The sequence below is a fragment of the Arenibacter aquaticus genome (assembly GCF_003957295.1).
GTDB classification, from domain to species: domain Bacteria; phylum Bacteroidota; class Bacteroidia; order Flavobacteriales; family Flavobacteriaceae; genus Arenibacter; species Arenibacter aquaticus.
The window spans coordinates 199,828-226,669 of sequence record NZ_RQPJ01000021.1 but is presented as its reverse complement, the minus strand read 5'-3'; the positions used below and the strand labels follow the sequence as shown (position 1 = coordinate 226,669).

The window sequence follows — 26,842 nt, the reverse complement described above, 5'->3', positions numbered from 1 at the left end:
GGCGCTAAATTACGGAAGAAAAATGATAGCAGCTAAACGGCAACGCTTTCCATTTGCATATTTATCCAAACACCAATCATGTTCAAGGTATCATTACAACCTACATCCTTATGCAACTCGTGATAGCCACCTTCTATCAACCGCAACTCCGCCCTTTTGGAGTTTTTATAAAAACGTTCTGTTCCCCTATAATCTATGACATTATCCCCGGTCCCGTGTATCAGCAGTACATGGGTCCTAAGTTTATGGGCATTGTCAATGGCCCAATCCCCAGCCTCTTGGATAGGAAAAGTAAACATGGGACTCACCTTATCATGCACCAAAGGATCTTGTTTATACTTGATCACTTCTGTCGCTATACGGGAAAGATCCTCTGGGTCCAGACCGGAGGACATGGTAAAACTGGGCCAAAACCTCAACAAGGCCCTACCAATTATCATTTTCCATTTTGGGGGCTCAAAGGCTAGCCTTAGGTATGGACTTGTAGCTATAATCCCTGCTAGATCGGACCTAAACCTCAAAGCGTAATTCAGCACCAAATTACCACCCAGACTGTGCCCATAGAGAAATACGGGATTATTGGGAAAATGCATCCTGGCCTTCGCTATTATATTGTCCAGCAATTGTAATAAAGCATCGTAATCAGGGCAATGACCTCTTTTACCCCCAGATTTTCCATGCCCAAAATTGTCATAGGAAAAGACCACCAAATTGCAATCTAATAAACGGGGAACAACATCTGATAGGTAGCGCTCGGAATGCTCTCCCAAACCGTGCACCAGTACAGCAATACCTGCTACCTCCTTTGGTTGAACGTGCCAACCATAAATTGGAATGTTTTTATATTGAAATTTGTGCTCTATCAGTTCCATAATTCTTTAAAAACATCAATTCCCACTATTTTTGATCGGGTGTAAAATATAAGATAATGTGAAATTAGGTTATAAACAACAATAGGGCGTTAATTTTCCAATACCTGCCTCATGGCCTTGGCCTTTAGCAAACATTCTTCATATTCCTTTTCCGGAGACGCCTTGGCAGTGATGGCACTCCCTACCGAAAAAGAAACGTACTGGGAAGATTGGTTATAGAGGATACTGCGAATAACAACGTTGAAATCAAAATCACCGTCAGGGGTAAAATAGCCAACGGTACCCGAATAAAGTCCCCTTTTTGAGGCTTCCAACTCTTCTATTATACGCATAGCGGAAAGTTTTGGCGCCCCTGTCATGCTTCCCATAGGAAAGGTTTCCTTGAGAATCTCTACCGGGTTTTTGTCATGGGATACCTGGGCCACCACCGTAGAGATCATTTGGTGCACCTGATCAAAAGAATACACCTTACAAAGCTCCTCTACCTTAACACTGCCCTTTTCCGCACTCTTGGACATGTCATTTCTTACCAGATCTACGATCATAATATTCTCTGCCCGTTCCTTTTGGTCCTTTTCCAAATTTTGTAGTAACCTAAGGTCTTCCTGTTTATCCTTGGATCTCTTGGCTGTACCCTTTATAGGCTGTGATATTATTTTGTTTCCACTTTTTTTGATATAACGCTCGGGCGAAGCGGACATAAGGTACTTATCATTTACCTTCATATAGGCCGAAAAAGGGGCCCTGGATATGGAATTAAGCTTCTTGAAGGTCTTTAAAGCATCTATTTTAGTGTTTTCAGCATAGAATTCCTGACAAAAATTTGCTTCGTAGATATCGCCCCTATGGATATGCTGTAACATTTTGCTTACACGCTTAAAATAGTCATCCTTAAAAATTCTAAGTTTTATTTTAATGCCCTCAGTATGTTCCTCATCAGACAACCTTGAGAACATAGTGCTGCCAATGGCCTCAAAATCAGATTCAATTTCGTCATCTACCATATTCAGGTATTGAAAAGTGACCCTATTCCCATTGATACTGATAATCTTCTTGGGCTGAAAAAAATAAAGATCCGGAAACCTTAACCCATCATAGTTGGAGGAGGAAAGTTGCTCTATATCATTTTTTAAATCATAGGACATATAACCAAATAACCAATCCTTGGTATTATTTTGATAAGTCTTTAAATCCTCAAAGGCATTCTCGGTATCCGTAACTATTGAAGTTAGGGCATCTACCGCCAATATTCCATTGAAAGCTGTATACTTGCCCTGGTGCCCATTACTATCCAACCAAACTGTCTCATAAAATTGTTGGGACCAATTTAATAGGGCTGTTTTAAAATCAGGAATATTTTGGACCGTAAAAGAGACCTTTTTTCGCAAGGATAACTATATTTTAGATAAGAAAGATTTTAGGGCCTTTTTATGCGCTTCGGAATGCTCGGCATCCGTAATGCCCTTCTGTTCGTCAAAGGTATGGTTAAATGAAGGCAGGGAGAAGGTAGCGACCGTCTCTCCGCCAAATCGTGGTATCACTGCTTTCACCACTTCCAAGGAGCCCATAGCCCCCCTTCTTCCTCCGGAGGTGGACATCAACAATATCTTTTTGTCTGCCAAGAAATTCCTGTCTACACGCGACAACCAATCCAATACATTCTTAAAATAGGCCGAGGGGTTGCTATTGTGTTCATTCACCGAAATAATCAATGCATCGCTTTGCACAATCTTATCCTTTAATTTCACCAAAAGCGGACCGTATCCTTCCTGCTTTTCCAAATCCTCGCTAAATACCGGAAAACTATAGTCTGTCATATCCAACAACTCCACCTCATGTTCAGAGATAAGTGTAGCAGTGTACTTTACTAATTTATAGTTAATTGAGGTACTGGAATTACTTCCAGCAAAGGCTAATAACTTCAATGCATTTCTATTTATCGATTCCATCTACGAAAATACCTTAAAATAGATTGAATTGCGAGTATTTTGCATAATTTTGCAACTCACAAGATCCAAAGAAGCTGTTTATCAAGTATATAGGTCTACATAAAAATAAAATGAACAACAACCTTCGACTTTATTTTATTGACGCCATTAGGGCATGGGCCATTCTAATGATGCTCCAAGGGCATTTTATAGACGGCCTGCTAGACAACTCCTTTAGGGACAATTCCAACACCTTCTATTCCATTTGGAAATATTTCAGAGGGGTTACTGCACCAGTTTTCTTCACGGTATCCGGTTTTATTTTTACCTACCTGCTTATTAAGGGCGACCAAGTGGGACTGAACAATCCGAGGGTAAAAAAAGGGCTTAAAAGGGGACTGCAGCTTTTAGCAATTGGATACCTGCTGCGCACCAACTTTTTTGGTCTCCTTAATGGACAGCTATACGATTCCTTTTACCTTGTGGATGTACTGCACTGTATTGGGCTTTCTATTTTGGGCATAATAGGCATTTATTTGATTACCATAAAAAGAAACAAGCTGCTGTTCCCTGGCATTTTATTGGTCAGTACATTGGTCCTTTTTGTAATGGAACCCCAATACAAACAATATACACATTATTACCTGCCCGAGCTTTTGGCAAATTACCTTACAAAGACAAATGGATCTGTTTTCACCATTATTCCCTGGTTTGGATATGCCAGTATTGGTGCCTTTTTGTCGGTTTTGTTTAGTAGATTCAAAAATAGCACCTACCTCTACCCTATTGCGATTGGCAGCCTAAGCATTCTGGGATTTGCGCTTTTGACCTATTCTTCTACCTTTTTTTTAAAGCTCTATGAGGTTAGCGGTATGCTGATATTCTCTAAAATTTATTTTAACAATTACCTATTTATTCGCTTAGGTGATGTCTTCTTGGTTTTTGCCTTATTTATGTTATTTAGGCGTTTTATGAACAACAGGACCATCCTGAGAATTGGGCGGAGCACCTTGTCTATCTATGTAATACACTATATTATTTTATACGGAAGCTTTACAGGCTTGGGGCTTTATTACTTCCTCAACCACAGCCTTTCACCAACTATGGCCATTGCAGGAGCTTTTGTATTTATACTGATCACCACTGTACTGGCTTTAAGATATGAGGAAAACAAGGCCCTTTTAAATCAGCAACTGTACAAGGCCTTAAAAGTAGGTCAAATGAAAGTTGAAATTTGGCTAAACCAGGAAGGGCAGCCCATACTAAAATCGTTAATCCTCAAAACCAAGTTTGGCCTGATGCGCTTATTTAGAATGGTAAAGAATTAGTATCCCCTGTTTTTATCTTTGGGAATTCTATTATTTTCGTTCAAAATTATAAAATATGGGTACTACCAATAAAAAATTCACTCCCATTGCAGTGGAGTTGGAAAAAGATAAAAAATATTCATGGTGCAGCTGTAGTCACAGTAGTAATCAACCGCTATGTGATGGCAGTCATAGGGCCAAAAAGGCTTCCCCACCCATCACCTTTGTTGCGGAGGAGAGTAGAAAGGCATATTTGTGCACCTGCAAATTAACAAAGAATCCGCCCTTTTGCGATGGCAGCCACAAAATGTAAAGGCAGTTTATTTTGTTAGAATTAAGTCATAAGAAATTACCGTCACAAAAAAAAGCCCCGTTAGGCAAATCCTAACGGGGCTTTGGTTTTTTTAAACCCAGTTTTATCTAAACATGCAGGGCCCTATTATCGGTGGCTGCCAGTGCTGCCTCCTTTACGGCCTCCGCAAAAGTAGGGTGGGCATGGCTCATCCTGGAAATATCCTCTGCCGAAGCCCTAAATTCCATAGCGGTTACCGCTTCGGCAATTAGATCGGCTACTCTGGCTCCAATCATATGGACGCCCAATACTTCATCAGTTTCCTTATCAGCCAATATTTTTACAAACCCGTCCAAGTCCATACTTGCTCTAGCTCTTCCCAAGGCACGCATTGGAAACTGTCCCACCTTGTATGCCACACCGGCTTCCTTTAATTCTTCCTCGGTCTTGCCCACTGCGGCCACCTCTGGCCAGGTATAGACAACTCCTGGAATTAAATTGTAATCTATATGAGGCTTTTGTCCGGCCAATATTTCAGCCACGAAGGTTCCTTCCTCCTCGGCCTTGTGTGCCAGCATAGCCCCCCTTACTACATCACCAATAGCATAAATATTAGGAATATTGGTCTGCAAGTGCTCATTAACGGCAATAGTACCGTTCTTTTCCATCTCAACCCCTGCAGCTTCAATATTTAAACCATCCGTAAAGGGGCGCCTCCCAACGGAAACCAAACAATAATCACCAGTAAAAGTAACCTCTTGCCCTTTCTTATCCTCTGCCTTTACAACTACTTCGTCTCCTTTATTCTCTACCGAGGTAACCTTGTGCGAAAGGTTAAATTTTACCTTTTGTTTTTTCATCACCTTGGTAAGCTCTTTGGAAAGGGCTTTATCCATCCCAGGAACAATTCGGTCCATGAATTCTACAACCGTCACTTCGGCCCCCAGGCGCTTATACACCTGTCCAAGTTCCAATCCAATTACTCCACCTCCAATAACAATAAGGTGTTTGGGAACTTCTTTTAGTTCCAAGGCCTCTGTAGAGGTTATAATACGTTTCTTGTCCAATTTAATAAATGGCAAGGTAGATGGTTTGGAGCCCGTAGCAATAATTATGTTTTTGGCCTCTATAGTCTCGGTCTTGCCATCGTTCTTCTTAATATCTATATGTGTAGCATCCTTGAAGCTACCAATCCCTTCGTAGACCTCTATCTTGTTTTTGTCCATCAAAAACTTAACACCTGCACAGGTCTGATCTACAACAGACTGTTTTCTAGAAATCATTTTTTTTAGATTCACCTTAACATCCCCCGGTATCTCGATTCCATGGGTATCAAAATGCTTAATGGCATCCTCATAATGATGGGATGAATCCAATAAAGCCTTGGAGGGAATACAGCCCACATTAAGGCAGGTACCGCCCAAGGTTGAATATTTTTCTATTATCGCCGTTTTCATTCCTAATTGGGCGCAACGGATTGCCGCAACATATCCGCCAGGACCTGAGCCTATAATGGCTACATCATATTGGGTCATATTATATCTATATTGAAAAGATTAATTTTTAATTGTAGTCACAAAAATACGAATGTTTTGCTGTTGGGCAACATTCAGATTTTTAGGATATTGATGTTTTTTTCCAACTTTGTTAAATACTGATTTCCGTAGTACACTTTACCTCATTGATAACAAAGGAACTCTGAGTACTGCCAATATGGTTTATGGCCGTTAACTTGGTAATCATAAACTCGCGATAATCATCCATATCGCTCACACATACCTTTAGTATATAATCATAATCCCCACTGGTATGATAACATTCCACCACTTCCTTTAACTTAAGCACCTCCCGTTCAAATTGCAATACAAATTCCTTATTGTGCTGCACCAACCGCACGTGACACAGGACAACAAAAGATTTATTCACCTTCTTTTTATCTATCAAAGCCACATAATTGGTAATCACCCCTAATTTCTCTAACCTTTTAATACGTTCATACACTGCCGTAACCGAAAGATTGAGCTGAAGGGCATATTCCTTGGTTGTCTTCTTACTGTCCTTTTGTAATAGGGCCAACAATTTAGTATCTATTTCATCAAATTTCATGTGATATATTTTCTTTGGCAAGGCCAAACCTAATAGCATAACGCTAAAATAATCTATATATGTCTTTTTACATAGTTTTATTATCTATATATAATCACATATATTGATTTAAAGACTAATTATAAGTATTTTTATAGTGAAAAAAATACACTATTATGGACTTTAAGGCAGCTGATGATTTACAGGATTTACAATACTTTGGTGAATACGGAGGCGTAAACCCCTCTATTTCGGATTCCTCCACCTATACCTTTTTATCGGCAAAAACCATGTTCGATACTTTTGAGGGCAATACCGAAGGTTGTTACTTATATAGTAGGCACTCCTCTCCTTCCAATTTATATCTTGGCGAAGCCTTGGCCGCATTGGAAGGTACCGAAACCGCCAATGTCACCGCTAGCGGCATGGGCGCTATCAGTGCAGTAATTATGGAATTATGCCAGGCCGGTGACCATATTGTATGCAGTAGGACCATTTACGGGGGCACCTACGCTTTTATGAAAAACTTCTTAAAGAAATTCAATATCAGTATTTCTTTTGTAGATACCACCAATCTACATGAGGTGAAAGATGCCATTGACCCGCATACCAAAATGATCTATTGCGAGTCTGTCAGCAACCCTTTATTGGAAGTAGCAGACATCGAAGCCCTGGCCAAGATTGCAAAAAAACATAGGCTTCCGTTGGTAGTGGACAACACCTTTTCCCCTTTATCCATTTCCCCTTCCAAATTGGGAGCCGACATTGTTGTGCACAGTTTAACGAAGTTTATCAATGGAACAAGTGACTGCGTAGCCGGTGTTGTATGCGGCACTAAGGAATTCTGTCTCTCCCTAAAGGATGTAAACCAGGGAGCCGGAATGCTCTTGGGAAGCACTCTGGACAGCCTCCGGGCCTCATCTATCCTAAAAAATATGCGAACCTTGCACATCAGAATAAAAAAACACAGTGAAAACGCATTGTACTTGGCCCAAAATTTTGAAAAGAACGGATTTAGAGTGGTGTACCCCGGATTAAAATCGCATCCTGGACACGGTACAATGAAAAAACAGTACAATCAGGAATACGGTTATGGAGGGCTCATGACCCTAGATGTAGGTACCGTGGAAAAAGCCAACGCCCTTATGGAGCTAATGCAAACCAAAGGATTGGGATACTTAGCGGTGAGTTTAGGGTTCTACAAGACCCTGTTCAGTGCACCAGGAAGCTCTACCTCTTCCGAAATTCCCATGGAAGAGCAAATAAAAATGGGATTATCCAATGGTTTGATCCGTTTTTCCATTGGTTTGGACAACGATATACACCGCACATATTTAGCCATGAAAGACTGTTTAAAACAATTAAATATATCTGGCCATAGGGAAGCTAAGGTGTGATATTGTGTTTGCAGAACAAATTGCAAAATCGTAATATTACGAAGTTTCTAATAGCAAATACATGCAAAACCTCAGTACCAATCCCTCCGGACCTGAAAATGAACATATTGTAGATAACAAGGAATTAAATATCTGGGAAGCCCTTATCCCTGTATTCCTTCTGATGATGATGCTTGCCTACAATATATTCTATGCCGAGGGGGAATGGCTAGGAGAATATTCCAATCAGTTTATCTTACTAATGGCTGGTTTTATTGCAGCTGTCGTAGGGCTGTTCAACAAAACCTCCTTAAAGACAATGTGGCTGGAGGTATTAGAAAACCTAAGAAGTGTTTTGGTGCCCATTATGATTTTGTTCTTGGTAGGCGCCTTGGCCGGTACATGGCTGGTGAGTGGTATTATTCCCGCCATGGTTTATTATGGCCTACAAGTCTTGAATCCTGCCATATTCCTACCCGCTTCTGTTATTATAGCTGCCATTATCTCTGTGGCCACCGGAAGCTCATGGACAACCTCCGCTACGGTAGGTATTGCCTTAGTGGGTATTGGAAGTGCCCTTGGCATTGCCCCGGGTATGATAGCGGGCGCTGTAATTTCCGGTGCTTATTTTGGGGATAAAATGTCCCCTTTAAGTGACACCACCAACCTGGCCCCTGCTATGGCAGGAACAGATCTGTTTACACACATTAAATACATGACCTATACTACCGTCCCTACTATCCTGATCACTCTGGGGGTTTTTGCCGTGATCAGTTTTAATGTGGAAACTACTGGTAGTGCAGATGTAAGCTCACTGCTAATTACTATTAAGGAAACCTTTAATATAACCCCATATCTCTTTATAGTCCCCGCAGTTGTAATTCTCATGATCCTTTTTAAAACCAAACCCCTGATCGCTTTGGGCACAGGGGTGGGCCTGGCCGGTGTATTTGCTTTGTTTTTTCAGACCGAGGTATTAAAAACCCTTTCGGATTCCAATGTTACCGCAATTTTTAATGCCATTTTTAGCGATACAAGCATAACAACGGAAAATGAGAAACTAAACGATTTGTTCAGTGCAGGGGGCATGAAAGGAATGTTATGGACCATTTACTTAATATGCTCCGCTATGGTATTTGGTGGCATAATGGATGGCATTGGCGCTTTGGCCAGGGTTACCAAAGCATTATTGTCCGTAGCAAGCTCTGTATTTGGATTATTTGCCAGCACCGTAATAAGCTGTTTGGGACTTAACGCTATAGCCAGTGACCAATACCTGGCCATTGTAATACCGGGAAAGATGTTTAAAAAAGCCTTTCAGGATAAAGGACTTGCCCCCGAAAACCTGAGCAGAACCCTAGAAGATTCGGGAACCGTAACCTCGGTACTTATCCCTTGGAATACATGCGGTGCGTACCAATCCAGCGTTCTGGGGGTTGGCGTGGGAGAATATTTTATATACGCTATTTTTAATTGGTTAAGTCCGTTTATGACCTTATTTTTTGCCGCAGTGCACCTAAAAATCAGGCAACTTAAAACAACTGCACAAAACCTTTAATCGCTTGGTTTGACATATTGACAATATACAAGCCTATTGCTGTAGTTTTTATTGGTAATATAGATGTTATTTTATCAAATTAATAATATTGAGCAACGCTTCACGCAAGTATATGCAATAGTTATATTGGCATAAATTATTTTAATCCATATTACTTTGCACCTCCTTATTAAGCTGTAATTTTACATCAGAAATTAAACGTAAAAAATTACAAATATGACTTTAGTAGGAAAAAAATTCCCCAACCTTAGTGTCAATGCAATGAACGATTTAGGCGACACTTTCCAGGTAAATGTTTTGGAAGAAGCCCAAAAAAACAACAAAAAGGTGATTTTGTTCTGGTACCCAAAAGATTTCACTTTTGTTTGCCCAACAGAACTACATGCTTTTCAAGCTGCCTTGGGTGAGTTTGAAAGCAGAAACACCATTGTTATTGGAGCTTCCTGTGATACAGCAGAGGTTCACTTTGCCTGGTTAAATACAGCCAAGGACAATGGAGGTATTGAAGGGGTAACCTACCCAATACTGGCCGACAGCAATAGAAACTTGGCTTCTACCTTAGGTATCTTGGATATTAGCAATGAGCAATACAATGAGGATACCGGTGTAGTAACTGTAGAAGGCGATAATGTGACTTACCGTGCTACCTACCTTATTGATGAAGAAGGTACTGTATTCCACGAAGGCATCAACCATATGCCATTGGGAAGAAATGTAAACGAATATTTACGTTTAATAGACGCATATACCCATGTACAACAAAAAGGTGAGGTTTGTCCTGCCAACTGGGAAGAAGGTAAAGATGCTATGACTGCCGACAGAAATGGGGTAGCCAGCTACTTGTCCGCTCACGCTAACTAAGCGCTACAAACAAATATCAGGGAGTCAATTGCACGCTCAATTGACTCCCTTTTCATAAATTTAAATTAGAAAATATGTTACTTGAATTGGAAAATGATAATTTGAAGGAAATTATCGATCAAAACAAGAAAGTGGTTGTACAGTATTCGGCTACCTGGTGCGGTAATTGTAGAATAATGAAGCCTAAATTTAAGAAGGAAGCCTCCCTTAATGCGGACGTTACCTTTGTATTGGCCGATGCGGAAAAATTTCCAGAATCCAGAAAATTGGCTAAGGTAGACAACCTACCCACATTTGCAGTTTTTAGCGGAGGGGAATTTAAAAATCAGGTACAGACAAACAAATACGACGTATTAAAAGAATTGATCAGTGAAGTTACCAGTAATTAAACATTTAGTCCACTTTATCGGGGAAAACGATGAAGATTACATTTTGGAAACCTTGGAAACCTTGGAATCCGTAACAGAAGTTTCCTCCTTAAAGGACGAGGAATTGGATGTTATTGGCGAATTGATCTCCAATCTATACGGGGCCTTGGAAGTACAGAAGTCCATTAAGGATGGTAAGCCACAAAAAGAGGCTTTGAACGAATTTATGCAGCGAGTGGTAGGATCCATAGACAATTGACCCTACCAAAGGCGCTGATCCCACTAAAAAATAGATCCTACTATTCTAATAACAACTTGGAAATAGTGGGATTTTTCATAAAACTATGACCCCATAGGCCCAACTTTGTTCCACCCGTCTATTTTTCTACAATATTCCTTATTTATCATCCATTAATTTTTTAATTTCACAAAAATTAAAAAATATAATTATGGCTACTGTAACACTTAAAGGAAACCCAATAAATACTATAGGAACACTCCCAGCTGTTGGATCTGATGCTCCCAACTTTACAATGACCAAAGAAGACTTATCTTCTGGATCCCTTTCGGATTACAAAGGAAAAAAAGTAGTACTCAATATTTTTCCAAGTATAGATACCGGCACCTGTGCCCAATCTGTGAGACAATTTAATCAAGAGGCCGCCGAATTGGACAACACGGCCGTAGTTTGTATATCCAAGGACTTGCCGTTTGCCCAAGGGCGATTCTGTGGTGCAGAGGGTATTAATAATGTGGAAATGATGTCCGACTTCAAGGACGGTAATTTTGGTAAGGCCTATGGAGTAGAATTTGCCGATGGCCCACTAGAAACACTACTCTCCAGATCTGTTGTTGTTGTAGATGAAAAAGGCAAGGTTCTTTACACGGAACAGGTTTCTGAAACTGTGGAGGAGCCTAACTATAAGGCCGCTCTAGAAGCCTTGATGGATGCCTAAGGAAAGTTTTTTGGTAAATCGTATCCGTAGTGTTGGATTCGCGTTTAAAGGAGCCTTATTATTGATAAAGACCGAAGCTAGTATTAAAATTCAGGTCTTTATTACAATAATAATGACCTTTGCGGGATTCTATTTCCAAATCAGCAATACGGAATGGACCATACAGATACTGGCCATAGCCTTGGTTCTGGGGATAGAAGGTGTAAATACAGCCATAGAAAAAACAGCCGATTTTATTCAACCCGAATACGATAAAAAGATCGGGTTTATCAAGGACATATCAGCTGGTGCGGTAATGTTAGTGTCTATTGCCGCATGCATCATTGGCCTTATCATATATATCCCCAAGCTACATTAATGGCTATGGGTTTTCTACCTGCAATGGGCATAGCTCAATGCAGTGGCCAGGATAAAATATAGCCATATCGGCGTTTTTAGGTTTAACTTTCCCTGTAACTATATAATGTAGCAACCGCTTGTGTGGTACAGCCCGCTATGGCCAATACACTTAACAATACCTGGATCAAACCCAAAATTTTCGGCTATTGGAAAAAGTTCGGATCAGTTCATTAGTAAATTTGTAATTTAGCCCCCAAGAATTGAAAATTGAATGGCAAAGAAGGTAAAAAAACCAAAGTCAACACCCAGAAAAAAGAGATTTTCTTTAAAATTATCTAAACAGAATAAAATTATTTTGGGGGGATTGTTAATGCTTTTGGGCATTGCACTGTTCTTCTCCTTTATATCTTTTTATTTCACCTGGCAAGATGACCAAAGCCTTCTCAGCGAATTCTCCAATAGAAATGAACAGGCTAGGAATTTGTTAAACAAATTTGGCGCCAACGTAAGCCATCTTGTACTCTACAAAGGATTTGGAATATCTTCCATCCTTTTTACCTTTTTACTCTTTTTAAGCGGTTTGTACATGTTTTTAAGCATGCAAAAGCAGGGACTATTGAGAAAATGGATTTGGGGATTGGTCTTTATAATATGGATTTCCATCGCCATGGGATTTTTTGCTGATGAAAAACCACTTCTGGGAGGCATGGTAGGTTACGAAATGAACGATTTCTTGCAGGATTACGGAGGTAAAGTCGGGGTCTTCCTACTTTTACTCTTTGGCTTGATCGTTATTTTGGTGCGTTTCTTTAAATTTTCTCCGGATACAGCGGTGGCCTATATAAACACCAAGGGGAAATCTTTGGCCACTGAACTAAAGAATAGACCTGCCACCAAACCCAAGGATGGTGTAACGCCCCAAGAGGAAAAAATAGGAGAAAGCGATGAGATTCCTCTGGAAGAAGAAGAAACTCCTATCGTAATAGATACATATACCCATAAAAAGGATATTCCGGTATTAAAACAGGAAGAAGAGGAAAATGAATTCAAAATTGAGGTGGGTACCGAAGAGGAAACCATCGCCATGGAGGTAGAAAAAATCCAGGAAGAATTAGAAGAGCCGGACAATATATCCGATAAGTTGGTTGAGGATTTTGGCGAATTTGATCCCACCTTGGAACTGGGTAATTTTAAATTTCCATCCTTGGACCTTTTGGACCAGCATGGAGCTACAGGCGGCATCACCATCAACCAGGAGGAGTTGGAGGAAAATAAGAACAGGATTGTTGAGACCCTTAAGAATTACAAAATAGGGATTGCACAAATAAAGGCCACTATAGGCCCTACCGTTACCCTGTACGAAATTGTTCCCGATGCTGGGGTGCGAATCTCAAAAATTAAAAACCTGGAAGACGATATTGCGCTTTCACTAGCGGCTCTGGGAATTCGTATCATTGCCCCTATTCCGGGCAAGGGTACCATTGGTATAGAAGTACCAAACAAGAATTCTACCATAGTTTCCATGCGATCGGTTATTGCCTCAAGTAAATTTCAAAAGGCCGAAATGCAACTGCCAATAGCCTTTGGTAAGACCATTAGCAATGAAACCTTTGTAGTAGACCTAGCCAAGATGCCACACTTATTAATGGCTGGGGCCACGGGGCAAGGTAAATCGGTTGGATTAAATGCCGTATTGACCTCCCTGCTATACAAAAAACACCCGGCGGAGGTAAAATTTGTCCTTATAGATCCCAAAAAGGTAGAGCTTACCCTATTCAACAAAATAGAACGTCATTATTTGGCCAAACTCCCCGACTCTGAGGAAGCTATAATTACGGACAATAACAAGGTGATAAACACCTTAAACTCCCTCTGTATAGAGATGGACAATAGATATGAGTTGTTAAAGGCAGCCATGGTCCGGAATATTAAGGAATACAATGTCAAGTTTAAAGCGCGGAAATTAAATCCCAATGATGGGCATATGTTCCTCCCCTATATTGTATTGGTGATAGACGAATTTGCCGATCTGATCATGACGGCCGGAAAAGAGGTGGAAACACCCATTGCAAGGTTGGCCCAATTGGCCAGGGCAATAGGTATACATTTGATCATCGCTACCCAAAGGCCTTCGGTTAACGTAATTACGGGAATCATCAAGGCCAATTTCCCAGCAAGGATAGCTTTTAGGGTGACCTCCAAAATAGATTCCCGAACCATTTTGGACGCTCAAGGAGCTGACCAGTTAATAGGACGTGGTGACATGTTATATACCCAGGGAAATGACGTTACCAGAATTCAATGTGCCTTTGTAGATACCCCTGAGGTAGAGAAGATTACCGAGTTCATTGGGGCACAGAGAGCCTATCCGGATGCCCACTTGCTACCAGAATATGTAGGAAATGACGATTCTGGCACAAGTATTGATTATAATATCTCCGATCGGGACGCCAAATTTAGGGAAGCCGCCGAGGTAATCGTCATAGCACAACAAGGTTCTGCTTCTTTGATCCAGAGAAAGCTAAAACTGGGGTACAACAGAGCCGGTAGAATTATAGACCAGCTGGAGGCCGCAGGAATCGTTGGCCCCTTTGAGGGAAGTAAAGCTAGACAGGTCCTTGTTCAGGATATCCAGGGGCTAGATCAAATATTAGGTAACGAAAGTCCTTAAAGGACAGTAAACAAATTAAATAGCAGCTAATGAAACAGAAATTATTTTTAATGGTATTGGTCTTGTCAACCTCCTTGTCCATGGCACAAAATTCTGCCAAGGCCAAGTCCTTATTGGACCAAGTGTACAACAAAGTAATGAGCTATGACAATATTTTTGTCGATTTTAAATATTCACTCCATAACGAGGAGGCCAATATAAATACCGAAACAAGGGGTGACGTAACCATGCAAGGCGATAAATACCTATTTAATTATTTAGGTTCAAAACAACTTTATGACGGTGAAAAGGTGTATACCGTAGTTCCTGAAAACGAGGAGGTGACCATTGAGGATAAAATGGATGACGAGAATACCATTACACCATCTAAAATGCTAACCTTTTACAAGCAGGGGCACACCTACGATTGGGACATTTTACAAAATGTACAGGGTAGAAAAATTCAATTTGTAAAACTGACCCCTATAGATACCAATTCCGAAATAAAATCTATTCTTTTAGGAGTAGATGTTGAGACCAAGCATATCTATAAGCTTATAGAAACCGGTAAAAATGGTACTAAAACCACTATTACTGTTAATTCTTTTAAAATAGATCAGCCTTTGTCCAAAACCTTATTTACTTTTGATGAGAATAAGTACAAAAATGACGGGTACTACATTATAAGAAATTAAGCCATTGAGAATATTAGACCGATATATTTTATCGAGGTTCCTCTTTAATTTTTTTAGCTCGTTTGTAATACTGATGTTTATCTTCGTATTTCAAACGATTTGGCTTTTTATTGACGATTTTGCCGGAAAAGGGCTGGATATCTTTATTATTGGGAAATTTCTTTTTTACCTGATGCCCAATCTAATGGAGAAGGTAATACCCTTGACCGTATTGCTGTCTTCTATTCTAACCTTTGGTACCTTTGCCGAGAATTACGAATTTGCCGCCATGAAGGCTTCGGGTATTTCCCTACAAAGGGCTATGCTCAGCCTCATTATTTTCGTAGTCTTTTTAGGCGGACTTACCTTCTATTTTGCCAATAACATCATTCCTATATCTGAAATGAAGATATATAACCTCAGAAAGAATATTGCCAAGGTAAAACCTGCGGCCATTATTACGGAAGGGGTTTTTAGTGATTTGGAAGGCACGGAAATGAATATGAAGGTAGACCGTAAATACGGGGAAAAAGATAGGTTTTTGGAAAATGTAATTATTCATGAAAAATCCAAGATCAAGGTAAATACTACGGTAATCAAAGCAAAATCAGGGGAGCTTATAAGCAGTGAGAAATCGGATATACTGCAATTGGTCTTAAAAGACGGACATTATTATTCTGAAATGGCCACTAAAAATAATAAGGACAAGAAAAAACATCCTTATACCAAAGCCAATTTTAGGACCTATACCATCAACAAAGACCTTTCCGATCTTAACGATGTGGATCTAAACGAGGAGCGTGATGTTAGTACGGATAAGATGAAAAATATTTCACGCCTATCCAAGGACATAGATTCCCTAAAAGAGAATAACGTAAAAGTGGTAACCGCCTTCTCTAAGAATATTGTCAATCGTATGGGGGCATTTGTCAAGCTTAAAGAGCCAGATTCCCTTGCCGCCGTTGCCATCGCAGAAAAAAAGAAGGAAAGAGACTCCTTGGGTACGGTAGTGTCTACAGATAGTATAGTTGCCCTGTTTCCTTCATGGCAAAAGAAACAGATCTTGAGCTCGGCCAAAAGCGCTACGTCCAATATTCTAACCAGCATTATGGGCAAGAAAAATGAGCTTCAGTTAAAATATAAAATTTATCGCCTTCACATATTATCCTTACATAAAAAATATGCCTTGGCCTTATCCTGTATAATATTGTTCTTTGTGGGGGCGCCATTGGGTGCCATTATACGAAAAGGAGGATTGGGACTACCCATGGTAATTGCTATAATTCTATTCCTTACGTATTACTTCATAGGTGTTTTTGCTGGTAACTATGCCAAAGAAGGAAGCATACACCCTATAATTGGCGCATGGCTTTCCACATTTATAATGCTACCTTTGGGAGTATTCCTAACCAGAAGGGCCACGGCAGATAGAGGCCTTATGTCCTTTGGTAGTATTTTTGATTATTTTAAGAGGATGTTTCAAAAGAAAGATAAAAATGCTGTAACATGACAACCAAAATAGATAAGAACATCACATTGAACACTATTGAGGAGGCCATTGAGGATATTAGGCAAGGGAAGGTTATTATTGTGGTTGATGATGAGAACAGGGAAAATGAAGGGGATTTTTTGGCTGCAGCCGAATTGGCCACGCCGGAAACCATCAATTTTATGGCCACCCATGGTAGGGGGCTTATCTGCGCCCCACTAACAGAGGGCAGGTGTAAGGAATTGGGGCTTCATATGATGGTACATAACAATACGGATCCTATGGAGACTGCTTTTACGGTATCTGTGGATTTAAGGGGCTACGGGGTTACCACGGGTATTTCTGCTGCCGATCGTGCCAAGACAGTACTAGCCCTGACCAAAGACGACATAAAATCGCACGATCTGGCAAGGCCGGGTCATATATTTCCGTTGGTCGCCAAAGAAGGCGGTGTATTAAGAAGAACAGGGCATACCGAGGCTGCCATAGATTTTGCCCGTTTGGCGGGACTAAAACCAGCAGGGGTAATTGTTGAGATCATGAATGAGGACGGCTCCATGGCTAGACTACCACAGTTGGTAAAAGTAGCCAAAACCTTTGATCTAAAAATTGTTTCCATAGAGGCATTGATTGCCTATAGGATGGAACACGACAGTCTGATCCAGAAAAAAGAAGATTTTAATATTGTTACCAGATTTGGTGAATTTAGGTTAAGAGCTTACCAGCAAACGACCAATAACCAGATACATATAGCGCTCACCAAAGGAACATGGGAAAAAGAGGAGAAAGTCCTTACGCGTATTAACTCTACCTTGATCAATAACGATATCCTAGGTACGCTGACCAATAATCCTGATAAGAAATTGGAGGATATGTTTAAAGCGATAAACGAGGAAGGTAAAGGGGCCTTTATTTTCATAAACCAAGAAACAGAATCCTTAAACTTACTGGGTAGACTGGCGGAACTGAAAGATTTGCAAAAGAAAGGTATTTACAAAGCCCCTAAAGTAGATATGGATGCCAAGGACTTTGGCGTTGGTGCACAAATTTTACACGATCTAGATATTGCTAAAATTAGATTGTTGACCAATTCCACGCAAACCAAAAGAGTTGGGCTAGTAGGCTATGGACTGGAAATTGTGGAATACGTTAAGTATTAAAAGTAGTCTACACATAAGGTTGGCAGGGCTTGGACAACCCTAAGTTGTACCTCATCACCCAACAATCATATCATAATATGACAGGACACAGATACCTTTAATAACCGAACGATACAGGTTTTCTAATATCCAATGAGTTTAACCACACAGGCATTTTCTTTAAAGGTGCGTAAAATGGAAAATACAACCTACAAATTAATTTAGAAGGTAAAGCAGTATTAATGTTTAACAAGGTTGCTGGGGGGGTAGCCAAATTGCTTTTTAAAACAGCGACTAAAATATAGGGGGTCATTAAAGCCCACCATAGTGGCCACCTCCGAAACATTATACTTTTTAGAACCTAACAGTTGGGCTGCCTTCTTTAGACGAATGGTCCTTATAAATTCGTTTGGCGCCAAATCTGTAAGTTCTTTTATTTTTCTATACAATTTTGATGAACTCATGCCCAATTCTTGGCACAAGTAGGTAGTGCTCATTTCCATGTTGCCAAGATCATCCTCAATGAGTTTAATGAGCTTTTGCATAAACTTTTCATCTACGGGCGAATGGGTCAAGGTAATTGCCTTGCTTTCTACCTCCCCGGAGAATTTACCTTTCAAGTCCATGCGGGAGTGGATAATATTCTCTATTCTGGTCTTTAACAAGGAGGGGTCAAAAGGTTTTACCAAGTATCCATCCGCTCCGGAACTATAGCCCCTTATCTTATCGTCATTATCGGATAGGGCTGTCAGCAATATTACCGGAATGTGACTAATATCCCCATCATTTTTCAGCTCCTTACAAAACTCAAGTCCGTCCATTACAGGCATCATTATATCTGCTACGCAGAGTGCAGGTTTTATCTGCCTGCAGATGTCCAGTCCCTTTTGTCCGTTTTCGGCCTCAAATACCTTGTAATAATCAGACAAATAATCTACCAGATAACTACGCAATTCTACATTGTCTTCCACAATTAGGATCCGTTCCTTTAAATGGGTACTCTTAATAATCTTTTTGGATGAAATTAGGTGGGGCGAATGTTCTATAACCGGACTCTTGCCCAGCTCAAACACTTCATGGTCCCCATAGGCCTTTCGGTCTATAGGTATTTTCAGAGTGAATACACTGCCCTTTTGCGGCTTACTTTGCACAGCTATGGTCCCTTTATGAAGCTGAACCAATACTTGGACCAGGGAAAGCCCAATACCAGAGCCCGTATTGTTTTCCTTACTGTTGGCTGCCTGGTAGAAACGGCTAAAGATCTTTTCCTGACTTTCCAATGGAATACCTATACCGTCATCACTTATTTCTACCACCAGAATGGCCTTGCTATCTTCCAGTTTAGTGCCCACAAAAAGATCTACATGCCCATATTTATGGGTGAACTTTAGGGCATTGGACAGTAAATTGTACAACATTTTATCGTACTTATCCCGATCTATATAGCCCTCTATTGTGTTGCTCTCACAAATAAGATTAAATTCAATTTTCTTATCATCGGCAAGCTCCTCAAAAGAACGAAAGGTGTTTCTAGTGTGCAATAAGATATCGGTTTGCGTAACCCTTAGCCGTAGTTCACCGGATTGGGCCCTTCTAAAATCCAATACCTGATTCACCAAATTAAGGAGTCGGTTCGCATTTTGCAGAATCATGTTATATCTGCTCTGATGAAATTGGTTTCCCGTTCCCTTACTTTCATCAATAAGCTGTTTGGTAGGCCCCAGAATAAGTGTCAAAGGGGTTCTTAGTTCGTGAGATATATTGGTAAAAAAACGCAATTTTTCATTGTTCAGTTTTTCATCGCGTTCTCTTTTTACCTTTTCCAACAACAATTGTTGTTTTAATTGGAGCCGTGATTTAATTTGTTTTCTAACCACATAAAATAATACGGAAAGTACTACTAATAGGAGTATGAATGCCTGATAAGTAAGCCAAAAAGGGGGTAAAATCTCTATCCTAAATGAAGAGATATCACTCCATACCCCGTAGCTGTTCATCGCTTTTACCTCAAAGGTATAGTCCCCAAAAAATAAATTGGTGTATTGAACGGTTCGCTGCCTCATATCTACAGTGGTCCACCCCTCGTCAAAACCCGCCAATCTATAGCTATATTTATTAAAACGCTCATTGGTGTAGGACGGGCTTGAAAATGTCAGGGAAAAATTCTTATTGTCATTTTCCAATACCAATTCCCTACTTACATTAAGATCGGTAGTAAGAATTTGCTGATCGTTAAAAACCCCTCCTACTTCCAAGTCTGTATTCTGTATCCTTATATCGGTAATTATTGGTGGTGGGGAATAATCGTTGTCCTGTATGTCTTTGGGTGAAAATGAGATAATTTCATTTTTACCCCCCAAATAAACATGGGAATCATCGGCGTAGTAAAAGTCGGTTAAACTAAAGACATCCAACCTATTACCACTATCTGTATAGTATATTTTTAATTCATTGGAAATGCTGTTATAGCGTGCCACTCTATTATTGTTCATATTTAACCATAAAACCCCATGAGATTCCGCCACCACATCGGTAACCCAACTATTGTGAAGCTCAGCAGGGTTTAATATAGGAACAAATTCGTCCAAATCAGGATCGTAGTAGTCCAAGCCTTTCCGCGTTCCTGCCCATATTTTCCCGGATGGATCTATTGCGATATCGCTCACATTTCCATGTGAGAGACCTGTTTTATTGCCATTATCGGCTTCATATGCCACTATGTTCCCGCCTTTTGGATCATACCGTACCACTCCGGTCTGGGTGGCGTACCAAATAGTTCCGACACTGTCAATAACACAATTGTTAATTGAGCGCGAAGGCAATAAGATTCCTTGTCCTTTTACGGGCTGCAAGCTTACTGTATTGATTATTACAGATCCTTCTCCATGGGAACCCACTACCATGGTGTTGTTGTTTAAATGTGCAAATGCCAGGACCGGAGACTGACTAAAACCAACATCCAGTACGGTAGCTTTGGCAGAACTATAATCATAGCGCAATACCTGACCCTCCCATAAACCACAATAGAAAATATTACCGTCGTTGGTATAGATACTTACTATATCCTTATTATTATTGAACAAAGGAACAAACTCTCCATCATTGGAAATAAAAAGCCCATTATGTCTGGTGGCCACTATAATCCTATCGTCCTTTGTTTTGGCAAATCCCCGTATACGGGGCACTTGATTCCCAATGTACCGGGAGATGTCCGCATTATACTTAAATTGATTGTTATAGGGATCGTATTTTTCCAATCCGTCCTCGGTGCCTATCCACAACACACCAGCCGCATCAAAATAAAGGGCGGCCACCAGATTATCTACCAAGGAATCGTCATCCGATAATTCTGAATAATACCAACGATAATTTTGTTGGCCAACCTGTTCTATTTCATCAACTACCAATATACCCCCCAAAGTACCCAGCCAATATTCACCATTGGGCGCTCTGGCTACAGATATGAAATAAGGTCCTAATTTATCCCTTATTTCCGCATCCTCTATGTATAGGTTTTCAAAAGAATCTGCTTTTACATCCAATTTATAGAGTCCTCTCCTACTCCCCACAAAAATGTCCGATTTATGGTCCTCATAAATAAAGTTTATATAGGGATTTATCTCAGTTGATTCTGGTATCGTTAGATTGTATTCTTTAACCTGTGCTATATTCCCCAGATTGTCCAAGGATATTTTAGCTACCCCGGCACTTCCATAACTCCCTATCCACAAATGTCCTTCGGAATCTTCAAAAATTTCTTTGATGTAAGTATAACCATCCAGAACTATCTTGTTAAAACGCTGTTCTTCCGGATTATAAACAAAAAGACCATTATCTTTGGTCCCTACCCATACCTGCTTATAGCGGTCTACGTGAACTGCCCTGATCTCCCCGTCCTGCAAAGCGTTTGGATCATTAATTTTGGGAAGGAAATTATGGAAGGTATGCGTATCCAAGTTATACCGTACAAGCCCCTTTCTTGTCCCAATCCATAAATGATTCAACTCCCTATCCAGTTCCAAATCCGTAATATCATCATCCGGTATGCTGTTTTCCGGAGCGGAAGCACTGGTGAACGTTTTAAATTCATAGCCATCAAAACGGTTTAGGCCAGAAAAGGTGCCCAACCACAAAAAGCCGTTATCGTCTTGGACAATATGCCTAACGGAATTATGGGATAAACCATTGTTATCATTATAGTGTTCAAACTTTAATGACTGGGCATTCAGGTTCCACACGGAAACCGTTAAAGCCATCAGAATTTGAAGTTTGTAACCCATAGTCAATGTAATCTCAATAATTTTCACCTTTACCAATATAAGCAACCTTGGTTAGTAAAGCCCAAAAAACCTCAAATTAATAAGTCGTAATAGTGACAAATTAGTTTGAGGCCTTTATCCAGTGTTCCAATCTACCCTGAGGGGTTGCCCCTATTCTATTATTGCTCTGGGGTATTAAGATGTTCCGCCCCCATGGTAAAATCCAAAGTGGCTCCTTTTAGGATATCTGAATGGTTAATTTTTAATTGATCCGATTCCACACCGTTAATTTTTACTGCATTTAAATATGGTGTCTCAGAAGAGGTTCCCGGGGCATTGATCACTAATTTATTTCCATTGTGCAAATGGATGGTTATGTTATCAAACATTGGGCTACCAAACTCGTACTGGGGATTTTCTTCTGTTCCACCGTTCATTTGGAACAGACCTATCTTCATTAACACTGCCAGACTACCCATAAGTCCCTGATCTTCATCACCTTTGTAACCAGTTGCGGGCGACAAACCACTAAAGGCCTTATCTACCACCTTTCTGGACCAGAACTGCGTAAGGTCTGGTCTCCCCAACTGAGTAAACACAAAGGCTGTCTGAATAGAAGGCTGGTTTCCATAGTTAATTGGAATTCTCCTATATTCTGGATGCAATTCCTGAGCATGTGAATTACCGGAGGTGAACCCTAATTTCTCTGCCGTTACAAATTGATCATTCAGTTTGTCAACCGCCTTTTTATTTCCACCCATAAGTGTTGCCAAACCTTGAAGATCATGGGGCACAAACCATGTAGATTGGGCTCCATTGGACTCATTAAATCCGTGTTCATGCTCATAGGGATCAAAATCTTGATACCATTCCCCATCCGCATTTTTTGGTCTCATCCAGCCCACTGTGGTATCAAATACATTTTGATAGTTCAAGGATCGTTTCATAAAATAATTGTAATCCTCCGTATGTCCCAGTTTTTTTGCCAATTGGGCCAAGGTCCAGTCCTGATAGGCATATTCCATAGTTAAACTTGCCCCGTCTTGATGGCCTCCAAATTTTCCTTCGGGAATGGGATGGGGTACATAACCGTCCTTGATATAGTATTTTAGACCTCCTCCCAGGGCTGTATTATGCTCATAGCCTGCCTTTTCCATAATACCACCAGGCATGTGATTTTTCTTTACTGCCTGATAAATTTCCTCCAAATTATTGGTAATTATGCCTTTTTGAATGGCGCTAACAATAAATGGCGTAGATGAGGACCCGGTCATAACATAGGTATAATTTCCGCCAGATGGACCTCGGGGAACCAATCCCCCATCCTTTTGATACTGCAATAAGGATTGCACAAACTCATTCATGACTTCAGGATACACCAAGCCCCAAAGCGTATTTATTGTCCATTGGGCACCCCAAAAAGAATCGGAGTTATAATGGTTAAATTTTGGTTTTCCTTTCTCATCAAGCGGTATCTGTCCTACCCTAAAGCTGTCCCCAGTATTGTCCGGATAAGACCCGTTCACATCACTAATAATCCTACGTCCCTGCAAGGCATGCCATAGATCTGTATAAAAACGCTTTTGGGCCTTTTCTGTGCCCCCAGATATTTCTATACGCGATAGCATATCATTCCATTCCTTTTTGGAATCAGTTATTACCGTATCAAAATCCCAATGCGAAAGTTCGCTTTCTAAATTTTCCTTGGCGTTCTCCAAAGAAGTATAGGAAATAGCAACTTTCATCAATACCTCTTGGGTGTCGTCGTCCAACGCTATTAAATAGTTTCCTGTAGCCTCGTCTTGTTCTATACTTTTTACCTCCTTGTTCAGGGCAACATTAAAAAACAACTTAACTGGCTTGGGTCTTCTATGTGTAGGAGCAATAGTTAGCTCCCCACTTAGATTTTTCCCATCAACCTGGCTAAGAGTGCCGTCAGTAATATCCGATGGACCCAAAGTCCCATTTAAATTAAAAAGGATGGCAGGCTTGGAAGTATCCGGATAGGTATATTTATGAAAACCTACTCTTTTTGTGCTGGTAAGCTGAGCTTCAATACCATATCGCTGAAGTTCTATGTAATGGTAGCCCGGAGAAATCTTTTCTGTTTCGTGATCAAATTTTGATGTATAGTCCTCATAAATAGTTTGCTTATTCTTTTCGGTCAATCCTACTGGCATAACAGAAAGTCCTGAAAGCTGCCAAGCATGAATATGACTAAATCCCTGAACGGTATCTACCTTAAACCGGTAGCCACTGCCCCAGGCACCATCCACTTCCGTATCGGGACTTAGGTTTACCATGCCGAAAGGTCTACTTGCCGAAGCGAAGAAAAACCATCTGGAATTTTCGGTGTCCAGTTGTGGATATACGAGGTCTACAGGATTAATTTGACTGCTCTGGACTTTTTTATCTATATTATTTTCACCACAAGACGCAAGGAACATTGCATATGCAAACATTCCAAGAATCGACCTAAAGTATGGTTTTGTAATTTTCATTTATTATAAAGTTTAGTGTTTTTTAAAATTTGCAGCTATGGATTCCAACATTTCAAATGTTGGAAAACCATTGTTTGGCCTCCTTATTTCTGGGGAGTACCAACGGGTCCATTTAGGGTTTCTATCACCCCTTTCCCTATGCTGATAGATGATTTCCAATTGTTTCTTAGCACGCGGAAGTAATTGTAGTGCCTGGTCTATAAAATGACGCTCCTTGGTTTCTTCATACTGTTTTTTTAGCAAGGCCATTTGGTGCAGACTGCGTTCAAAAGTTATCAAATCGGAATATAAAAGTATTGGAAGGTAAATATAATCAAAATAGAAATCTCCCTCCATCTCCTGTGAGTCAAGTCCTTTTTGAGCCTCTTGTAAAGCTTCTTGAATACTATTCTCAATGGATTTAACGTGATCCAGGTCGTTTTCTACCCTTCTGTATTCGTAGGCCACCGGTGTTTTTCCGGGGCGTTCAATTGGGGAATTGGACAAATAGGCCACCGCTTCCCGAATCTCCCATAAATGCTGAACATAACCAATCCTTTCGGGCTGGGCCTGGTGTAACATTTTCATGGCTTTCACGGCATGTTGGGCAACGGTAGGCTTAAAATAACGTTCTGTCCACTGCTTATAGAAGAGATCTCCTTCAAAAGTTTCAGGATTATTGCAAACAGCGGAATAGGCTTCTATGTTCAATAGAAAAGGTCTAAAATTCTGACCGTTTACTAAACAAAACTTATTGGCATCATATTCTTTAAACATTCTTTTCATAACGGTATCCACTTTTTCCGGATACGGATTGTGAACCGTGTGATTTAGCCAAAAACCGGCATGCATATAGGTGCCAAATTTATAACCATCAGTGGTATTGGGCAGGTATTCAAATTCACCAAAACCATGATCGGACCAAGCTACTATCCAATCTTTGGGAGGTCTAAATCCGTCATTCCACATTTGCATCCCGTCGGAATAACACACCAAAACCTTGTCGGCCTCCGGCTTATATTCATCCACCAAATCACCAAAAGCCTTATAGACTTCATTAAAGACAGCTATCTTATCTTCCCCGCAACTACTCTCATACTCCCAGTCCCATACTTGATGTCTCGGTCTAAGAATAAATATGTCGGTTTTTCCCAAAGGGGTTTTCTCCAGATAATAGCGCCAAGCCTTTATCCAATCTTCCTTGTATTCTTTCCAACAAGTTGCCTTGTCGGCGGACATAGGGTGAATTTGGTATCCCAAGGCATAATCTATGGCTACTTTCATGCCCTTTTTCTGGGCATAATCTATCATTTTCTCCACATAATCAATATCTACCTGGTAGTCTGGACTTAATAATTTATACTCAGGGCGTATAAAAAATTCCGGTCTTCCTAGCATATCAAACAATTGGATGGCATTATAACGTAGGCGTACCAATGAATTGATCATTTTGGTATAGCTTTCCCAATCGTATTCCAATAGCTTGCCCCGATAATTGGCCAATTCGTCCACATCATTCTCAAAATAGCATAGAATTGGAACAGCTGGAGGAGCTATACTTTTGTTTTCAAAATTTAGTAACTGATCCTTGGTTTTACTTTCTGGGAGCTTGTCCGTCCAATACTCCAAGGGGTCTATTCCCAGAATATCTTCTGCGTAGTCATACACGGCATATTGTAGCCCTTGGACATCCGAACCGGCCAGAACAATTGAATGTTGACCAGTGTCCAGTATGGTCTTGTGCCAAAGTCCTCCCCTAGGGCCAGGGTTACTGGCTGTTAGCGCTATTTCATTATTTCCTGCCAAGGTAGCGATCAAATTACTGGAACTCGGTGTTCCCAAAATATAGAACACCCCTTTTTTTGGTAATACGTCTGTTTCTGATACAATGACCACTTCCCTATCCTGCACTTTTTGAAGATCGGCCTTTAAGTCCTCGGCAGTAGTTTTTTCAATATTGGTCGCCCGTTCCCCAAGAATGATAAAGTACACATCTGTACCGACATTAGAACAGGAAACACCCACTAATGTGCTAATAAGGAAAATGCTGGCCAAGATTTTCATTTTAACTACTTTTTCTAGCATGGCATAATTAATTAAATCGAAATAGTATTCTATTGAGCCTTATTTAAGATTGATTAGGCCGCAATATTTTATCAATTCCATTGGTCTTTAATAGTAAACAAAATTCCACCCTCTTAAATGGTAC

General features: G+C 40.4%; 21 protein-coding genes. 13 read left to right on the top strand and 8 right to left on the bottom strand.

The genetic code is table 11. From position 1 onward, the window contains the following. Positions 1-32: 32 nt before the first annotated feature. The 3 genes from EHW67_RS16880 to EHW67_RS16870 form a co-directional block, all read right to left on the bottom strand. Positions 33-872 (bottom strand): alpha/beta hydrolase, encoded by an 840-nt coding sequence (locus tag EHW67_RS16880; protein WP_126163564.1) that lies wholly within the window; start codon positions 870-872, stop codon positions 33-35. Positions 873-961: 89 nt separating this feature from the next. Further along, on the bottom strand, positions 962-2,260 hold the full coding sequence (gene pabB, locus EHW67_RS16875; RefSeq protein WP_126163563.1) for an aminodeoxychorismate synthase component I: 1,299 nt from the start codon (positions 2,258-2,260) through the stop codon (positions 962-964). A gap of 6 nt (positions 2,261-2,266) precedes the next feature. Next, complete coding sequence (locus tag EHW67_RS16870) at positions 2,267-2,797, bottom strand: NADPH-dependent FMN reductase (RefSeq protein ID WP_238389975.1); 531 nt, start codon at positions 2,795-2,797, stop codon at positions 2,267-2,269. A gap of 134 nt (positions 2,798-2,931) precedes the next feature. On the opposite strand from EHW67_RS16870, the gene EHW67_RS16865 reads away from it, so the two are divergent. Further along, positions 2,932-4,128: a heparan-alpha-glucosaminide N-acetyltransferase domain-containing protein gene (locus EHW67_RS16865; RefSeq protein WP_126163561.1), complete on the top strand. Its 1,197-nt coding sequence runs from the start codon at positions 2,932-2,934 to the stop codon at positions 4,126-4,128. Positions 4,129-4,183: 55 nt separating this feature from the next. Continuing rightward, positions 4,184-4,420 (top strand): CDGSH iron-sulfur domain-containing protein, encoded by a 237-nt coding sequence (locus EHW67_RS16860; RefSeq protein ID WP_126163560.1) that lies wholly within the window; start codon positions 4,184-4,186, stop codon positions 4,418-4,420. Between the two features lie 107 nt (positions 4,421-4,527). Here EHW67_RS16860 and lpdA read toward each other — a convergent pair whose 3' ends face one another. Both lpdA and EHW67_RS16850 read right to left on the bottom strand, forming a co-directional pair. Further along, complete coding sequence (lpdA, locus tag EHW67_RS16855; protein ID WP_126163559.1) at positions 4,528-5,934, bottom strand: dihydrolipoyl dehydrogenase; 1,407 nt, start codon at positions 5,932-5,934, stop codon at positions 4,528-4,530. Between the two features lie 112 nt (positions 5,935-6,046). Further along, positions 6,047-6,505: an Lrp/AsnC family transcriptional regulator gene (locus EHW67_RS16850; RefSeq protein ID WP_126163558.1), complete on the bottom strand. Its 459-nt coding sequence runs from the start codon at positions 6,503-6,505 to the stop codon at positions 6,047-6,049. A gap of 155 nt (positions 6,506-6,660) precedes the next feature. On the opposite strand from EHW67_RS16850, the gene EHW67_RS16845 reads away from it, so the two are divergent. The 11 genes from EHW67_RS16845 to ribB all read left to right on the top strand — a co-directional run bounded on the left by EHW67_RS16845 (position 6,661) and on the right by ribB (position 17,915). Further along, positions 6,661-7,881, top strand: a complete 1,221-nt coding sequence (locus EHW67_RS16845) for an aminotransferase class I/II-fold pyridoxal phosphate-dependent enzyme (RefSeq protein ID WP_126163557.1) — start codon at positions 6,661-6,663, stop codon at positions 7,879-7,881. Between the two features lie 61 nt (positions 7,882-7,942). Continuing rightward, positions 7,943-9,418 (top strand): Na+/H+ antiporter NhaC family protein, encoded by a 1,476-nt coding sequence (locus tag EHW67_RS16840; protein WP_126163556.1) that lies wholly within the window; start codon positions 7,943-7,945, stop codon positions 9,416-9,418. 216 nt (positions 9,419-9,634) lie between these two features. Next, positions 9,635-10,279 (top strand): peroxiredoxin, encoded by a 645-nt coding sequence (locus EHW67_RS16835; RefSeq protein WP_126163555.1) that lies wholly within the window; start codon positions 9,635-9,637, stop codon positions 10,277-10,279. A gap of 74 nt (positions 10,280-10,353) precedes the next feature. Next, complete coding sequence (locus EHW67_RS16830; RefSeq protein WP_126163554.1) at positions 10,354-10,668, top strand: thioredoxin family protein; 315 nt, start codon at positions 10,354-10,356, stop codon at positions 10,666-10,668. Continuing rightward, a complete protein-coding gene (locus tag EHW67_RS16825) occupies positions 10,649-10,906 on the top strand; it encodes a DUF6952 family protein (RefSeq protein ID WP_126163553.1) in 258 nt (85 codons plus the stop codon). The genes EHW67_RS16830 and EHW67_RS16825 overlap by 20 nt, the downstream gene beginning before the upstream one ends. 190 nt (positions 10,907-11,096) lie before the next feature. Beyond that, positions 11,097-11,603, top strand: coding sequence for a thiol peroxidase (tpx, locus tag EHW67_RS16820; RefSeq protein WP_126163552.1), 507 nt, complete (start codon positions 11,097-11,099; stop codon positions 11,601-11,603). Continuing rightward, entirely contained in the window at positions 11,596-11,961 is a 366-nt protein-coding gene (locus tag EHW67_RS16815) for a diacylglycerol kinase family protein (RefSeq protein ID WP_126163551.1), read from the top strand. The genes tpx and EHW67_RS16815 overlap by 8 nt, the downstream gene beginning before the upstream one ends. A gap of 252 nt (positions 11,962-12,213) precedes the next feature. Then, positions 12,214-14,613 (top strand): FtsK/SpoIIIE family DNA translocase, encoded by a 2,400-nt coding sequence (locus tag EHW67_RS16810; RefSeq protein ID WP_126163550.1) that lies wholly within the window; start codon positions 12,214-12,216, stop codon positions 14,611-14,613. A gap of 29 nt (positions 14,614-14,642) precedes the next feature. Continuing rightward, complete coding sequence (locus EHW67_RS16805; protein ID WP_126163549.1) at positions 14,643-15,287, top strand: LolA family protein; 645 nt, start codon at positions 14,643-14,645, stop codon at positions 15,285-15,287. Positions 15,288-15,360: 73 nt separating this feature from the next. Next, complete coding sequence (locus EHW67_RS16800; RefSeq protein WP_238389974.1) at positions 15,361-16,776, top strand: LptF/LptG family permease; 1,416 nt, start codon at positions 15,361-15,363, stop codon at positions 16,774-16,776. Then, a complete protein-coding gene (ribB, locus tag EHW67_RS16795) occupies positions 16,773-17,915 on the top strand; it encodes a 3,4-dihydroxy-2-butanone-4-phosphate synthase (protein WP_126163547.1) in 1,143 nt (380 codons plus the stop codon). The genes EHW67_RS16800 and ribB overlap by 4 nt, the downstream gene beginning before the upstream one ends. A gap of 218 nt (positions 17,916-18,133) precedes the next feature. Here the strand turns inward: ribB and EHW67_RS16790 are convergent, their stop codons facing one another. From EHW67_RS16790 to EHW67_RS16780, 3 genes are all read right to left on the bottom strand, one after another. After that, positions 18,134-22,201, bottom strand: a complete 4,068-nt coding sequence (locus tag EHW67_RS16790) for a hybrid sensor histidine kinase/response regulator transcription factor (RefSeq protein ID WP_238389973.1) — start codon at positions 22,199-22,201, stop codon at positions 18,134-18,136. A gap of 131 nt (positions 22,202-22,332) precedes the next feature. Further along, complete coding sequence (locus tag EHW67_RS16785; RefSeq protein ID WP_126163546.1) at positions 22,333-24,654, bottom strand: GH92 family glycosyl hydrolase; 2,322 nt, start codon at positions 24,652-24,654, stop codon at positions 22,333-22,335. 12 nt (positions 24,655-24,666) lie between these two features. Then, positions 24,667-26,718, bottom strand: coding sequence for a glycosyl hydrolase 115 family protein (locus EHW67_RS16780; RefSeq protein WP_126163545.1), 2,052 nt, complete (start codon positions 26,716-26,718; stop codon positions 24,667-24,669). Between the last annotated feature and the right edge of the window lie 124 nt (positions 26,719-26,842).